The 14521-nt window shown below is 37.8% G+C and carries 15 protein-coding genes; 12 read left to right on the top strand and 3 right to left on the bottom strand.

Going from position 1 to position 14521, the window contains the following annotated elements:
* Positions 1-30 precede the first annotated feature (30 nt).
* The 9 genes from ACQ2HF_RS03595 to ACQ2HF_RS03555 all read left to right on the top strand — a co-directional run bounded on the left by ACQ2HF_RS03595 (position 31) and on the right by ACQ2HF_RS03555 (position 10198).
* A complete protein-coding gene (locus tag ACQ2HF_RS03595; protein ID WP_432412156.1) occupies positions 31-1725 on the top strand; it encodes a hypothetical protein in 1695 nt (564 codons plus the stop codon).
* A complete protein-coding gene (locus ACQ2HF_RS03590; protein WP_432412155.1) occupies positions 1725-2726 on the top strand; it encodes a VWA domain-containing protein in 1002 nt (333 codons plus the stop codon). Before ACQ2HF_RS03595 ends, ACQ2HF_RS03590 begins: the two co-directional genes overlap by 1 nt.
* Positions 2727-2773: 47 nt before the next feature.
* The gene (locus tag ACQ2HF_RS03585) at positions 2774-3814 is read left to right on the top strand and encodes a vWA domain-containing protein (RefSeq protein ID WP_432412154.1); all 1041 of its coding nucleotides are present in this window, start codon (positions 2774-2776) and stop codon (positions 3812-3814) included.
* Complete coding sequence (locus ACQ2HF_RS03580) at positions 3798-4712, top strand: tetratricopeptide repeat protein (RefSeq protein WP_432412153.1); 915 nt, start codon at positions 3798-3800, stop codon at positions 4710-4712. The genes ACQ2HF_RS03585 and ACQ2HF_RS03580 overlap by 17 nt, the downstream gene beginning before the upstream one ends.
* Positions 4712-6481: a BatD family protein gene (locus ACQ2HF_RS03575; RefSeq protein ID WP_432412152.1), complete on the top strand. Its 1770-nt coding sequence runs from the start codon at positions 4712-4714 to the stop codon at positions 6479-6481. The genes ACQ2HF_RS03580 and ACQ2HF_RS03575 overlap by 1 nt, the downstream gene beginning before the upstream one ends.
* A gap of 1 nt (position 6482) precedes the next feature.
* Positions 6483-7232, top strand: a complete 750-nt coding sequence (locus ACQ2HF_RS03570) for a tetratricopeptide repeat protein (RefSeq protein WP_432412151.1) — start codon at positions 6483-6485, stop codon at positions 7230-7232.
* Between the two features lie 71 nt (positions 7233-7303).
* Positions 7304-7600, top strand: coding sequence for a hypothetical protein (locus tag ACQ2HF_RS03565; protein ID WP_432412150.1), 297 nt, complete (start codon positions 7304-7306; stop codon positions 7598-7600).
* A 103-nt stretch (positions 7601-7703) separates the two neighbouring features.
* Positions 7704-8333: a carbonic anhydrase family protein gene (locus ACQ2HF_RS03560; RefSeq protein ID WP_432412149.1), complete on the top strand. Its 630-nt coding sequence runs from the start codon at positions 7704-7706 to the stop codon at positions 8331-8333.
* 14 nt (positions 8334-8347) lie between these two features.
* Entirely contained in the window at positions 8348-10198 is a 1851-nt protein-coding gene (locus ACQ2HF_RS03555; protein WP_432412148.1) for a SulP family inorganic anion transporter, read from the top strand.
* A gap of 52 nt (positions 10199-10250) precedes the next feature.
* Here ACQ2HF_RS03555 and ACQ2HF_RS03550 read toward each other — a convergent pair whose 3' ends face one another.
* Both ACQ2HF_RS03550 and ACQ2HF_RS03545 read right to left on the bottom strand, forming a co-directional pair.
* Positions 10251-10778 (bottom strand): CvpA family protein, encoded by a 528-nt coding sequence (locus ACQ2HF_RS03550; RefSeq protein ID WP_432412147.1) that lies wholly within the window; start codon positions 10776-10778, stop codon positions 10251-10253.
* A 113-nt stretch (positions 10779-10891) separates the two neighbouring features.
* Positions 10892-11443, bottom strand: a complete 552-nt coding sequence (locus ACQ2HF_RS03545) for a DUF4256 domain-containing protein (protein ID WP_432412146.1) — start codon at positions 11441-11443, stop codon at positions 10892-10894.
* Positions 11444-11568: 125 nt separating this feature from the next.
* Here ACQ2HF_RS03545 and ACQ2HF_RS03540 point away from each other — a divergent pair, with 125 nt between their 5' ends.
* The 3 genes from ACQ2HF_RS03540 to ACQ2HF_RS03530 all read left to right on the top strand — a co-directional run bounded on the left by ACQ2HF_RS03540 (position 11569) and on the right by ACQ2HF_RS03530 (position 13536).
* Entirely contained in the window at positions 11569-11925 is a 357-nt protein-coding gene (locus ACQ2HF_RS03540; RefSeq protein WP_432412145.1) for a hypothetical protein, read from the top strand.
* Between the two features lie 110 nt (positions 11926-12035).
* Positions 12036-13055, top strand: coding sequence for a phenylalanine--tRNA ligase subunit alpha (gene pheS / locus ACQ2HF_RS03535; RefSeq protein WP_432412144.1), 1020 nt, complete (start codon positions 12036-12038; stop codon positions 13053-13055).
* 85 nt (positions 13056-13140) lie between these two features.
* Positions 13141-13536, top strand: coding sequence for a hypothetical protein (locus ACQ2HF_RS03530; RefSeq protein WP_432412143.1), 396 nt, complete (start codon positions 13141-13143; stop codon positions 13534-13536).
* Between the two features lie 3 nt (positions 13537-13539).
* On the opposite strand, the gene ACQ2HF_RS03525 is transcribed toward ACQ2HF_RS03530, so the two are convergent.
* A complete protein-coding gene (locus tag ACQ2HF_RS03525) occupies positions 13540-14520 on the bottom strand; it encodes a restriction endonuclease PLD domain-containing protein (RefSeq protein WP_432412142.1) in 981 nt (326 codons plus the stop codon).
* Between the last annotated feature and the right edge of the window lies 1 nt (position 14521).

Here is a 14521-nt window from a genome sequence, read left to right as displayed (position 1 = left end):
AAAAGGGGAATATAAAAGTACGATTTACTAATGACGAAGTACAATTTGAAAAATATTAATAATTTATTACCTCAGGTCCCTGAGTGCTTTTGTGAGGCACGATCAAAAGTGTACCGAAGGGTCTTTGTTCTTTGTTCTCTATTCTTTGTTCTCATTTCCAACGCCCAAGTAACCTCCTCGGTAGACACCACCCAAATCCGTATTGGCGAAGAGATTCGATACAATGTCTATGTAGAGGCCGACACAACAGATCTGGTTGTTTTCCCGGAAGGACAAACGTTTTTGCCTTTGGAAGTAATTGAAAGTTATAAGGTAGATACCACCTTTGAGGCTAAGAAAATGCGCCTCATTAAAAAATATGGACTCACTCAGTTTGATTCTGGAGCCTATACCATTCCGCCACAACGGATTGTTATTAATCAGAAAGTTTTCAATTTAGATTCTATACAAGTTGAAGTACGCGATGTTGCTGTAGATACGACCCAACAAAAAATGTTTGAGATAAAGCCGGCAGTTGAGGTGGATAGACCACCTTTCGACTTTTGGAAATGGTTGCCCTGGCTTATTGGATTGCTGGTTATAGGTGGAGTTATCGCCTATATTTTCTTCCGAAGAAAAAAGATTAAAGATGCCAAAGAGCAACAATTGCCTCCCTATGAGGAAGCGTTGGTGGCCCTACAAACATTGGATAGTTCGACCTATCTGAAAGAAAACAAAAGCAAAGAATACTATTCGCATTTAACCGAAATTGTAAAACGGTATTTAGATCGAGAAGTAGATGAAACCGCGTTGGAAAGTACATCAGACGAATTGATTGCCCGATTACAGTTGCTGAAAGACGGAGGAAATTTCGACTTTGAAATGGACGATATTAAGCGGTTGGATGGTATTTTAAAGCGAGCCGATTTGGTGAAATTTGCCAAGATGCAGCAAGCCGAAACACAGGCAAAAGAAGACCGTGCCGCTGTGGAAGAGATTATCAACCACACACACGAAGCAGTACCCGAACCCACCGAAGAAGAACTACTAGAAAACGAAATCTATTTAGAACAACAACGCCAAAAGAAACAGCGCAGAAAGTATGTCTACGCAGGCGTTGGAGTGTTGGTTGCACTAATTTTAGCAGGAGCTATTTACGGAAGCATTAACGGGTTCGATACGTTAAAAGATGATGTTTTAGGAAATGAATACCGAGACCTGGCTGAAGGTCGCTGGTATAAAAGTGAATACGGAAACCCACAAATAATTCTGGAAACTCCAGAAATTCTGGTTCGAACCGATATAGAAATCCCAGATGGTGAAAACATAGTGGTAAGCAGTGCAAATGTTTTTAGTGCAGGAAGTTTAACAGATCCGTTGTATGTTCTGGTAAGTACTACGCAAACCAAAAATGCACAGGAAGATGTAAATCTGGATCCATTAATGGATGCAGCACTTACCGAATTGGAACGGCGCGGCGCTTTAAATATGATTGTAAAAAGAGAAGAATTTTCAACCGAAAAAGGAATTAAAGGATTGAAAGCTTACGGGCAGTTTAATGTTTCAGTAGGAAATAATAAAGTCTTAAAAGACCAGAGTTACTATGAGTTATTACTTTTTGCACAACAAAATGGTGTGCAAACAGTGTTGGTAGTGTATCAAAACGATGGGCGTTTTTCAGTAGGGATTAAGGATAGAATTATCAATTCAGTAGAGCTAGAAATACAAGAAACCAAAGACAACTAATGCAACAGTTTGAATATGTACATCCGCAATTATTTTGGCTGCTATTGTTGCTGCCATTGCTGGTGCTTTGGTATCTCTGGAAACGAAAGCAACAAACGGCTGCGTTAAAAATTTCTAGTATCAAAGGCTTTAAAACCGGGAAGAACTGGTTGGCAAACGTACGCCCTTTGCTATTTGTATTGCGATTATTGGCATTGGCAGCCATCATTGTAGCCATGGCGCGACCCAGAACGGTAGACGAAAGCACCAAAATAAAAACCACCAAAGGGATAGATATAGTAATTGCGGTAGATGTTTCAGCAAGTATGTTGGCGCGGGACTTAAAGCCCAATCGGTTGGAAGCATTAAAATTAGTAGCTGCCAGGTTTATAGATAACCGTCCTAACGATAGAATTGGTTTGGTAGAATATGCAGGAGAAAGCTATACCAAAACGCCGTTGACGAGTGATAAAGGCATCGTGCTTTCAGCACTAAAAACCATAGAATATAATACCATCATTGAAGGAGGAACCGCCATTGGGATGGGTCTGGCAACGGCTGTAAATAGATTAAAAGAAAGCACAGCAAAGAGTAAAATCATCATTTTAATGACAGATGGTGAAAATAACAGCGGTTTTATAGACCCCAAAATTGCAAGCGAACTTGCTGTAGAGTTTGGTATTAAAGTATACACCATAGGCTTGGGTAGCAAGGGAATGGCGCTAAGTCCTATTGGTTTAAAGCCAGATAATACTTTTCAATACGGTATGCAACAAGTAAATATAGATGAAGCGCTACTTAAAGAAATTGCTACAGTAACAGACGGACAATACTTTAGAGCTACGAGCACCACTAAGCTTAACGAGATTTATGAAGAGATTAACAAGTTAGAAAAAACAGATATAGAAGAATTAAAATACAAGAGTTATGACGAAAAATACCGTCCGCTAGTACTACTTGCCCTCATATTTTTAGGTCTAGAGTGGTTATTGCGCTATACGGTGTTTCGAAGTTTTGTGTAATAAAGAATACTAATAGATAATAATTTTCCAAAGGAAAATAATAAAAAATGTATCAACTAGAACAACCCATATACTTTTACCTACTGCTAGCTATCCCAGTGATTGTATTGCTGTTTATGGGTGTGCTCATTTGGAAACGACAAACGCAAAAGAAATTTTCAAATACTGATTTACTAAAAAAACTGAGCCCAAATCGTTCTGTTTTTAAACCCATTTTAAAGGTATTTATATTCTGTCTGGCAATTGCTTGTCTGGCAATTGGACTCGTTAACCCAAAGATTGGAACTAAAATTGAAAATGTAAAACGTGAAGGCGTAGATGTAGTATTCGCCCTGGATGTGTCAAAAAGTATGTTGGCCGAAGACATCGCACCTAGCCGTATTGAAAAATCCAAACAACTCGTTACGCAGATTTTAAACAGCCTTGGGGGCGACAGGATTGGTATTATTGGGTATGCAGGAAGTGCCTTTCCGCAGGTGCCTATTACAACCGATTTCTCTTCTGCAAAATTATTTTTGAATAATATGAATACCGATATGGTTTCCAGCCAGGGAACCGCCATCAACGAGGCAATCCAAATGGCAAAGACCTACTATAATGATGAAGAACAGGCAAACAGAGTGCTCTTTATTATTTCCGACGGTGAAGACCACGAAGGAAACAGTGAAAGTATTGCCGAAGAAGCCGCAGCGCTCGGCATAAAAATTTATACTATTGGAGTGGGTACCGAAAAAGGAGGCCCCATTCCCATAAAACGAAATGGTATTTTACAATATTACAAGCGCGACCAAAATAACGAACAGGTCACTACCCGTCTGGGAGAAGAAACTCTAAAACAAATTGCCGAAGAAGGTAACGGAGTGTACATTCCGGGAAATAACACTAAGGAAGTAGTTGAAACCGTGACAGCTATTCTGAATGGTATGAACAAAAAGACATTCGACTCTAAGCAATTTACAGATTTTAAAGACCAGTTTCAGTGGTTTTTGGCTGGGGCATTATTTTTGTTAGTATTGGATATATTGTTGCTGGAGCGCAAAACCGCCTGGCTCAAAAAATTGAATTTGTTTAATGAAGCCGATACATAAAATGAAGACACAGAAGAATATTTTAAAGTTACTTGCATATATAATGGTCGTATGCTTTTCTGCGGAAATTTCCGCGCAAGCAAAAGATCAAGTGAAAGAAAAGGACAAACAAAAAGAAGAAAGACAGTTACTCCGTGAAACCAAAGAATTGGTAAGCGATGCTAGTCTCGCGCTAGCCGATGATAATTTTGTGGAAGGTGAAGCAGAATACAGAAAAGCCATTGCCATAAATCCGAAAAGTGAAACTGCAAAATATAATTTAGGAAACGCCTATTATAATAAGGAGAAAAATGACGAAGCGATGAGTCGTTTTCAGCAAGCGGCAGCTGTGGCAACTTCAAAAAGTGATAAACACGGTGCCTACCACAACCTTGGAAATACGTATATGAATTCTAAGAAATATCAAGATGCTGTAGATGCCTATAAAAATGCGCTTAGAAATAACCCGAATGACGATGAAACACGGTACAATCTTGCCTTAGCAAAAGACATGTTGGAGAAAAACCCACCAAAAGGGGGCGATGGGGACAATAAAGACCAGGATAAAAACCAGGATAAAGACGACAAGAACGAAGATAAACAAGACAAGAAAGACGAAGAAGAAAAAGATAAGGAAGGAAATGAAGGCGACGAAAAAGAAGATAAGGACAAGGGCGACGATAAAGATGATGAGAAAAAAGGCGAAAATGAAGAAGACAAAGGAAAACCAGACAAGCCTAACGAAGGAGAAAAAGACAAAAGCGACCAGAAACAACAACAGCCTCAACCCGGGCAAATGTCGCCACAACAAATTAAAAACCTCCTGGAAGCTATGAACAATGAAGAGCAAAAGGTTCAGGAAAAAATAAACGCCAAAAAACAAAAAGGCGCCAAAGTAATATCTGAAAAAGATTGGTAATGAAAAAGATTCATTTTTTATTCATAGTTTGTTTTTTGTTGTTTGGTGGTATTGCTCAAGCACAGGTGACTTTTGAGGCGAAAGTGAGCAAGAAAAAGCTAGGTCTTAATGAGCGATTACGTGTAGATTTTGAGATGAACCAGGATGGCGATAATTTTAATCCGCCAGATTTTGAAGGATTCCGTGTGGTGGGTGGTCCCAATCAGGCTATTAGCAATTCTTATTTTAACGGCAAACGAAGTTATTCTAAAACCTATTCCTACTTCTTGTCACCACTTCAAAAAGGAAATGCCACCATTGGCCAAGCCACGATTGAAATTGCAGGACAAACGTATAAAACTTCTCCGATAACAGTAAGTGTGGGTAATGCTGTTACCATTTCAAACGATGGGAGCAATGCAGAATATTTAGCAAATGAGAATGTACATTTAGTGGCTGAAATTTCAAATTCCAGCCCTTATTTAAGTGAAGCGATTACGGTTACTTACAAATTATATGTTTCGCATGATGTGAGTATTACCAGTAATTGGCGAGAGGTAAGCTCACCAAAATATGCCGATTTCTGGAGCCAGAATATTAACAATCAGGGCAATTATAAAATTTACGATGGAAAATATCAAGGTGAGGACTATCGCTTTGTGATTTTGCGCTCTACTGTTTTGTATCCTCAAAAATCAGGTGAGCTCGAAATTGAGCCACTTACGCTGGATATTCCCGTGGATGTACGAAGCAATAAACGCGACATTTTTGGAAGACAGCGCATGGTTCGGGTGAATAAAACAGTTTCGGCGGGAAGCAGAACTATTACTGTGAAGCCATTACCTGTTCAGGGAAAACCAGACGATTTTACAGGCGCAGTAGGCGATTTTCAGTTTCAAGTGCTATCTAATAGAACTACTTTAGATGCCAACGAATCCTTAGAACTTACCACTAAAATTTCAGGAAAAGGGAATTTAAAATTATTTGATCTCCCAAGTTTAAAACTACCAAGTGCTTTAGAAGTGTATACGCCAGAACGCGATAATCAAGTAACTGTACAAAGTGATGGAATGCGAGGGAATATTACCGAAAAATATACAGTGGTACCACAGTTTAAAGGGAACTATCCTGTACGACCTATTACATTTTCTTATTTTAATCCAAAGACAGAGCGCTACGAAACTTTATCTAGTGAAGAGATATTCATTAACGTAGAAAATGGTCCCGTTGCCAACACAACCCCTGCTGAAAACACAACTGCGATAGCGACAGACAACTTAGAAGATGCACAATTTGAGTTTATCAAGCTAGACGCCAATTTGGAGCCAATTGCGACGGTGCCCTTCTTTAAGTCTACTTTGTTCTGGTCGCTCATGGGCGGTCCTATGTTATTAATTCCATTGTGTATTGTAGCAGGCAGAAAACGTAGAGAAAGATTGGCAGATGTAGCAGGAAACAGACTTCGGAAAGCAGATCGCCTAGCGAAAAAATATTTGAGAGAAGCCAAGAAAAACATGAACGATCGTGTGGTTTTTTACGAATCACTAGAACGAGCTTTCCACAATTATTTAAAAGCGAAATTGACTATTGAAACGAGCGATTTCAGCAAAGAGAAAATTTCAGCATTGCTGGAAGAAAAACAAGTGCAACCGCAAGTAATTTCAGAATTTATACTGGTGCTTAAAAGTTGTGAATATGCAAGATACACTCCAACGAGTCAAGTAGCGATGCAGCAGGATTATGAAAAGGCAGCTCGTATTATTTCAACCATAGATAAACAAATTAAGTAAGATGAAAAAGTTACTCTTCCTACTTTTGGTATCAGTTTCAGCTTTAGGTTGGGGACAAAATAATGCGCTTTTTGATCAGGGGAAAGAACATTATAAAAATGCAAAATTTCAAGAAGCTATAAATTCCTGGGAAAAAGTATTGGATAATGGGAAGCATTCTGCCGAATTGTATTTTAATTTAGGAAACGCACATTATAAAATGAACCATGTAGCGCCAAGCATTTACTATTACGAAAAGGCACTGCAATTAGCTCCCAGCGACAAAGACATTAAAACCAATCTAAAATTTGCCGAAAACGCAAGGATTGATGCCATAGAGCCATTGCCCAAAACCATTTTTAAAAGGTGGTACGAACAATTGGCCGGCATATTAACTTATGATGGGTGGGCTATTACAGCAGTGGCAGGCGCCATACTATTTGTTATCTTATTTTTAAGTTATTGGTTTGCAGGGGCAGAAGCTAAAAAGCGGTTGTTTTTTACTACTTCTATCGTTTCTGTATTCGTATTGTTAGTTGGTCTAGCGATGGCGTATCAAACCTATAGTGACGTATTAAATGACCAGCCAGCCATTATTTTTTCAGAAAGTACCGAAGCTAAAAGCGAACCCAATATGGGAAGTGATACTGCCTTTATGCTGAATGAGGGCACCAAGGTACAGATTACTGCACAGGAAGATAGTTGGGTGCACGTACTACTTGCAAACGGAAAAGATGGTTGGATTCCAGCCAGTGATCTGAAAAGGTTATAGATTTAAGATTTGCTTAACAGGAATACAGCTTTCAAGTGCTATTTTTGCAATTGTCTAATAAATTTGAAGTATTGAAGTTAAAAAGTATTTTTTTTCTACTTATTTTTTCATGGTGTATTCTTACACCGGCACTAGTTACTTTTTGTAATATTGACACAAATCTTTCAGCTTTGTTCTCAATGAATGAAGAAGAGACTTCAGACACTTATAAACTTGGTCTTAAAGAATATCCTTCACACAAGCAAGCTATCTTAAAGTTTTCATCCACTCTTGAGTCACGTGTTGAAATGAATTTTGGTACCACCAATCATTTTTGGAATTCTCTTGCACAAGAGACTTTTTCTCCCCCTCCCGAACAAACGGTATAAAGTACCTTTAAACAGAAATTTAAATCTGTTCCATATTTTATTTTAAGTGACTATTTATCTTAACTGATAAATGAGTTACGTTAATTATTTAAAAAAAATTACTATGAAAACACATACAAAAGAAACACAGTCAACTCTAACTCCAAGTAAAGCACTATTATTTTTGAAAGAAGGTAATGAGCGTTTTCAAAATAACTTAAAAGCCAATAGAAATTTATTACAACAGGTAAATGAAACCAGCGATGGGCAATTTCCCTTTGCAGTTATATTAAGCTGTATAGATTCTCGCGTGTCTGCTGAATTGGTTTTTGACCAAGGGTTAGGAGATATTTTCAGTGTGCGTATAGCAGGCAACTTTGTGAATGAAGATATTTTAGGAAGTATTGAATATGGGTGCAAAGTAGCAGGTTCTAAACTGGTTGTAGTGCTTGGTCACACATCCTGTGGTGCCATTAAAGGCGCTTGTGATGACGTTAAATTGGGGAACATTACCAGTTTAATCTCCAAGATTAAGCCTGCTGTAAAAGATGTAAAAGAACCCTCCAATGCTGCCGAAAGAACCTCTGCAAACCTTGAGTTTGTAAATGAAGTTTCTAAGGTAAATGTTCATAAAACAATAGAGAATATGCGTGAAGATAGTTCTGTGCTTTCCGAAATGGAGCAGAACGGTGAAATAAAAATAGTAGGCGCTATGTACGATGTGGAAAATGGTGAAGTAGAGTTTTATAACTAAAAATAAAAAAAAGAATGTTCAAAAATATATTTACAAATCTTCGAGGGAATATCTTTGGAGGTATCACAGCTGGTATTGTGGCTTTGCCATTGGCATTAGCTTTTGGTGTACAGTCTGGTTTAGGTCCAGACGCTGGATTATATGGCGCCATATTTATTGGTTTTTTTGCTTCCTTATTTGGAGGGACTAAAACTCAGATATCGGGTCCTACGGCACCTATGACGGCTGTATCTATGGTAATTATTGCGGGTATTATTGCTGCCAACGATGGGGACGTAGAAAAAGCACTTCCGTTTATACTATTGGTGTTCCTTCTGGCGGGGCTTATGCAAGTAATGTTGGGAGTACTCGGATTGGGAAAATATATAAAGTATATTCCCTATCCTGTAGTTTCTGGATTTATGACGGCTATTGGAATTATTATATTGGTGACGCAATTATTACCTATGATGGGGTATTATGCGAATAGCGATGAAGAGTTTATAGCAGAGTTTAAACCCGCTGCCGAAGAGGTCTTACTGGATAAAATTTTAAAAGAAGAGGCTGGAGAAGGAATTTTGGTGCTTGAAGATTTTAAGGAAACGGTGAATCGTGCCGAACGTATCACAGATAATGATATACAAATGGAGTCCGTAACCCTTGCAAAAGCAGCAAGCTCTGGTGTATTAGGGTCTATTAAAACACTGCCAAGAGCCCTCAAAAATATTAACTGGCTGGAGTTTGGATTGGCGGCACTAACCATTCTCATTATTTTTGGATTTAAGAAGATTACCACAGCGGTTCCTTCAACACTGGTAGCTCTCTTAGTGGTTTCTGCAGGAGCGTTCTTATTAAAATTAGACTATCAGCCTATTGATCAAATACCAGGCGGATTTCCATTACCTAATTTAACTATGTTTTCCAATTTTAGTATAGGACAAATTTCACCCTATATATTTACGGCAATGACGTTGGCTTTTTTAGGAGCGATAGATTCACTCCTTACTTCAGTAGTCGCAGATAATATGACCAAAACCAAACACAACCCCAACAAGGAATTAATAGGACAGGGAATTGGTAATAGTATTGCTTCTGTATTTGGAGGTATTCCTGGCGCAGGTGCTACAATTAGAACCGTGGTAAATATTAATTCTGGAGGAACTACGCAACTTTCAGGTATGGTAGCTTCCATATTGTTATTGGTAATTTTATTGGCTTTGGGGCCCGTTGCCTCACAAATTCCTGCAGCTGTGCTCGCAGGTATTTTAATTACCGTAGGAATTGGTGTGATGGATTATAAAGGCTTAAAAGCTATTCCAAATATGCCAAAGAGTGAAATTGTTGTCATGCTCGTTGTACTCTTGCTTTCAGTTTTTTGGAATCTAGTGTATGCTGTAGGAATTGGACTGGTACTCGCTTCTTTAATCTTTATGAAAAAGATTGGAGATGTTTCGGCTCAACGTTCAAAACTGGTGCCTTTAGGGAATGCAGATGAACTTACACTTCCTTGGAATGATGAAGCAAACTTTCCGCAAAATTTAAAAGAAGAAGTTTTTATTAAAAGATTGGACGGTCCTCTTTTCTTCGGAAATACCAGCGATTTTCAAGAACTGGCAAAAGGAATTCCTACCACTGCAACTCATTTAATTATTAGGATGGGGAAAGTACCTTATATTGACCAGTCCGGATTGTATGCTATGGAAGAAACATTACTTCGGTTGAGACAAAATAATGTGAAAATTATTTTAGTTAGTCTTCAAAAACAACCTAAAGTAATGATGCAGTCTATTGATATAATACCAGATCTAGTTCCAGAAAAACGTATTGTAAAATCGTTTAAAGAAGCGATGAATTACATAAGAACAAACGTGGAAGATGTAGTATAAGAAATAGATTTATACAAGAAAGAACCGTACAGTTTTAAAATTGTGCGGTTTTTTATTCTGAAATTTCCTCAGTTTCGGTTTCTTCCTCATCAAATCCATCTACTTCTTTTAAAATATAAGGCACTACTAAAGGCGCTAAACTAGCAATAGGAGCATATAAGACGGAATCCTCCCTGTCTTCTTCAGAAAGAATAGAAATAGTTGGAGACACAGTTACAAACATAAATACCACACTTATAATAAAGGCAAATTTCAGCACATTAAAAACAGCACCTAATAATTTATTGACAATGCCCAAGGCGGCGAAATCGGCTATTTTAGTGAGTGCTTTTCCAGCCAGAGAAATAACTATTACAATTACTAAAAACGTAACGGCAAATGCAGTGAGATTTACAGTTTGCTCGTTCCAATCTGTCCATCCTGCAATATAAACAGCTGCATATTCTGAAAAATAAACTGCGCCATACACCCCGGCAATAATACCCACTAAACCTGCCAATGCTACAAACAGTCCTTTTTTAAATCCTACCACAAATGCAATGAGGAGAATTACGCCTAAAACAATGTCTATGGTGTTCATATAATGAGGTAATTTATTAACAGGTTAAGCTTGCCAACATACTGTTGTGGCTGAATTTTAAATGTATGAAAAACTAAAGGAATTAAGATGCGGTTGCAAGGGATTTTAAAGCTTTATATTTTCAGCTTTCCTCTAAAACCTCTGCCAGCGTAATAAGACTGTGCTCCATTGTGGTACACAAAAACAGTCCCATACCTAAAATCACCAAAAATAGCGCCTCCCAGTTTTCTAATTTCAGCAGGAGTTGCTAGCCAGCTGGATGTTTTGGTGTCAAAATCACCGAGTTCTTGTAGGTTCCGGTACTCCGCTTCGGTTAAAAGCTCTACACCTATTTTAGTTGCCAGATCTACAGCATTGGTTTTTGGTTTGTGTTCTTTTCTGGATGCTAGTCCCTGACGGTCGTAGCAAATGCTTCTTCGGTCCTTGGGGCTTTCAGCAGCACAATCGTAAAATATAAATGTATTGGTTTTTTTATCGTACTCAACAACATCAGGCTCGCCCCCGGTTTGTTCCATCATAAATAATGATGAAATTTTTTCTGGACTCTTATTTAATTTTTCTGCTACATCTTTCCACGATATCGTTTTGTGACGTTTCATGTTACTTTCAAAACGAAATTGGAGTGTTTGTATAAGGTCTTCTTCTTGTTGTTCGGTAAGTTTCATCCTAGATTAATTTATATCTTAAAAAGTAAATTTACAAAATTCAATTATACGGGGTGTTGCTTCAAAATTACAGCAGGACACTGTACCTTTGCATTTCAGAAAAACACCTCACACAAGGGCATGCTATGGCAAGAGATCAAGAATTAAAGGAACGATGGGAAAAGTTGGTAACCTTATTGAGCAATCGGTTTGCAGATGGCGACACGCTAGATTTGGACGCTATAATTTATCTAGTAGGTGTACAAGAGCTTGGGCAGTTGCACAGAAAGTTTAAGAAAGATGAAAAATTAGACCTAATGCACATTGCCATTTGCCGTTTGTTGGAACCTTTTGGATACTACGAATTCGATTATTTTGATGATCAAGGATGGCCACATTATACGATACTGGAACAATTGCCACCCCTAAAGGCAGGTGAGCAAAGTGTATTGATGAAGGAAGCTATTGTTCAGTATTTTGTAGCAAACGAAGTTCTTGTATAAAATTTCTAGAGTGAAATTCCAAAAACCAAAAAGCATTCTTTTAAAGGAGTTTGCGTAATTTTGCCCATTCATAAAACAAAACCGTTCATTTTTTGAGAACGTAGCGTACCATGATAGATACCATAAAAAAACATATTGCAGAAGTTGAAGCTTTTAAAGCGACCAATCCAGACGAGATTGAGCAATTCCGAATTAAATATCTTGGAAAAAAAGGATTGCTGAACGATTTTTTTGCTGAATTTAAAAATGTGCCAAACGACCAGAAAAAGGAGTTTGGGAAAACCATGAATTCGCTTAAAAATGCAGCGCAGGATAAAGTGAATAGTTTAAAGGAAGTCCTAGAAAGCTCTGAAGAGACCAAAGGTGTGTATGGGGATCTTTCTCGTCCTGGAGAGCCAGTTTCATTAGGGTCGCGTCATCCCATTTCAATTGTTAAAAATAAGATTACCAATATCTTTTCAAGAATAGGATTCAACGTCTCTGAAGGACCAGAAATTGAAGACGATTGGCATAATTTTACAGCATTAAACTTGCCAGAATACCATCCGGCCCGCGATATGCAGGATACATTTTTTATCCAAACCAATCCAGATGTATTACTGCGGACGCACACCTCCACTGTGCAGGTGCGGTATATGGAAAATAACAAACCGCCTATTCGTACCATTTCTCCGGGACGTGTGTATAGAAATGAAGCTATTTCGGCACGGTCGCACTGTTTCTTTCACCAGGTTGAAGGATTGTACGTAGATAAAGGCGTGAGCTTTGCAGATTTAAAACAAACGCTGCAATATTTCACAACCGAACTCTTTGGAAAATCAAAGATTAGATTACGTCCGTCTTATTTTCCGTTTACCGAGCCAAGCGCCGAAGTAGATGTATATTGGGGTCTGGAAACGGAAACCGATTACAAAATGACCAAAGGAACCGGTTGGCTAGAAATCATGGGCTGCGGAATGGTAGATCCTAATGTTTTAGAAAACTGTGGCATAGACTCGACCGAATATTCTGGTTTTGCTTTTGGAATGGGGATAGATCGGATTGCCTTATTATTGCACCAAATACCAGACATTAGAATGTTAAGTGAGAACGACCTGCGTTTTCTGGAACAGTTTAAGAGTGCCGATTAGTCTCGATACATTTTGCTGAAAATGTGGAACACTCAGCTACTTTTGCTAAGGCTTTTCTATTTTAATTTTTGCATACATTTATTTAATGAAAAAAGATATTGATATTCCTGAAGTGAAGGATGTTTATGTGGCGGCAGTTTTTGAATTTAATGAGGACTACAAAACACACGACTGGAACATTTATTTAATCAATGATGGAGCGTCACCTATTGAAACGGTTTTGGTTGTTGCACAAGGGTATGACGATACAGATATGACGTCACCCATGCGAAAGTCTATCGCAGTAGTTCCTGCCAAAGGTTTTGCTAAATTGGAATATATAGATGAGAGCGTCTTTAAACTGGATAATTTCTTCACCATCACTTATTTCTTGGGCAATACAATGTACGATAAACGTTTTGAACTCCCGCGGTTTTCCATTGCGGAAGACAATGCTGTGATGCTTCCCGTACTTGGGAAGAAAGGGGTGCTGGCGAGGTAAATTCTATACTGAAAAATCCATATAATAAGTCTCATCATCAATTTTATAAAAATCGACATCAGTTCGACCATAATTTTCTAATTCTGCTCGCCAAATAGGTTTTTCAGACGGATGTCCCATTCTATTTCTAAAATACTCGCCCAAATGTGCATTATTTAGTGGAGTTTGAAGTTGTTGTCCCACTTCATCTTTAGAAGTTCTAACACAAATTAACGTTTTATTGTCGTCAGTACGAACTATAAACTGATTAGGTTTAGGAGGAAAAAAATCTGATTTATAGACAAATGGAGGTAATTGTATATATGCTTCATTCTTATTAGCTCTTGAAGGTCTTTGACCCCAATTTAATCCAGCAATATTTTGAACTTCGTAGTCTAATTTTTTACTTAATAAAGAAACTTTTACGGACTTATTTGATTTGAAAGGCTCTATAATCTCTAAACCTTCTTTTTCATTTTCAATTTGAGTTGTTCCAAAGTAATTTGAGTCACTCATTATTCTAACATATTCTTCAATTTCTGGATGCCTTATGTCAATTGAATCTTTTTCAATTGTATCAAAGTATCTTAACAATTCTTCATTGTTAGATGGTTGCATTAATTCTCGTTGCCGTTTAGAAAAAGCAGTATGTGAATAGTTTGCGGAGCCGATAAATGCTTTGTGAAATTTAGATGCTTTTTCCCACAAGAATAATTTAGAGTGAACAGGTGTGTTTTGATAAATATATTGACAACTGAAATTTCTTCCAAATTTTTCACTTTCTAAAATACTCTTAAAACCTTCATGGTTACTTATTGCAATCCCATCTTTAGGTGTCATTCCTACTAATAACTTGACTTGAACATCTTTATTTTTATTCACTAAATCTTCTAAATGTCTAGAAGCCATTGATGCTGTTGCATATCCCGAAATAATTTTTAAAGTGTCGGCACCTTGTGTTATGGGGTTAATTAATATTTCTTGAAATAAATTTTTGTAAAGCATT

It is taken from the genome of Rasiella sp. SM2506, assembly GCF_050859505.1.
Classification (GTDB): Bacteria; Bacteroidota; Bacteroidia; order Flavobacteriales; family Flavobacteriaceae; genus Marinirhabdus.
This window is presented reverse-complemented; position numbering and strand designations above follow the sequence as displayed.

What these genes read in the sequence shown, in the direction of transcription:
- ACQ2HF_RS03595 (WP_432412156.1), top strand. Translation starts at nt 31, where the DNA reads ATGACGAAGTACAATTTGAAAAATATTAATAATTTATTACCTCAGGTC.
- ACQ2HF_RS03590 (WP_432412155.1), top strand. Translation starts at nt 1,725, where the DNA reads ATGCAACAGTTTGAATATGTACATCCGCAATTATTTTGGCTGCTATTG.
- ACQ2HF_RS03585 (WP_432412154.1), top strand. Translation starts at nt 2,774, where the DNA reads ATGTATCAACTAGAACAACCCATATACTTTTACCTACTGCTAGCTATC.
- ACQ2HF_RS03580 (WP_432412153.1), top strand. Translation starts at nt 3,798, where the DNA reads ATGAAGCCGATACATAAAATGAAGACACAGAAGAATATTTTAAAGTTA.
- ACQ2HF_RS03575 (WP_432412152.1), top strand. Translation starts at nt 4,712, where the DNA reads ATGAAAAAGATTCATTTTTTATTCATAGTTTGTTTTTTGTTGTTTGGT.
- ACQ2HF_RS03570 (WP_432412151.1), top strand. Translation starts at nt 6,483, where the DNA reads ATGAAAAAGTTACTCTTCCTACTTTTGGTATCAGTTTCAGCTTTAGGT.
- ACQ2HF_RS03560 (WP_432412149.1), top strand. Translation starts at nt 7,704, where the DNA reads ATGAAAACACATACAAAAGAAACACAGTCAACTCTAACTCCAAGTAAA.
- ACQ2HF_RS03555 (WP_432412148.1), top strand. Translation starts at nt 8,348, where the DNA reads ATGTTCAAAAATATATTTACAAATCTTCGAGGGAATATCTTTGGAGGT.
- ACQ2HF_RS03550 (WP_432412147.1), bottom strand. Translation starts at nt 10,778, where the DNA reads ATGAACACCATAGACATTGTTTTAGGCGTAATTCTCCTCATTGCATTT.
- ACQ2HF_RS03545 (WP_432412146.1), bottom strand. Translation starts at nt 11,443, where the DNA reads ATGAAACTTACCGAACAACAAGAAGAAGACCTTATACAAACACTCCAA.
- ACQ2HF_RS03540 (WP_432412145.1), top strand. Translation starts at nt 11,569, where the DNA reads ATGGCAAGAGATCAAGAATTAAAGGAACGATGGGAAAAGTTGGTAACC.
- pheS (WP_432412144.1), top strand. Translation starts at nt 12,036, where the DNA reads ATGATAGATACCATAAAAAAACATATTGCAGAAGTTGAAGCTTTTAAA.
- ACQ2HF_RS03530 (WP_432412143.1), top strand. Translation starts at nt 13,141, where the DNA reads ATGAAAAAAGATATTGATATTCCTGAAGTGAAGGATGTTTATGTGGCG.
- ACQ2HF_RS03525 (WP_432412142.1), bottom strand. Translation starts at nt 14,520, where the DNA reads ATGCTTTACAAAAATTTATTTCAAGAAATATTAATTAACCCCATAACA.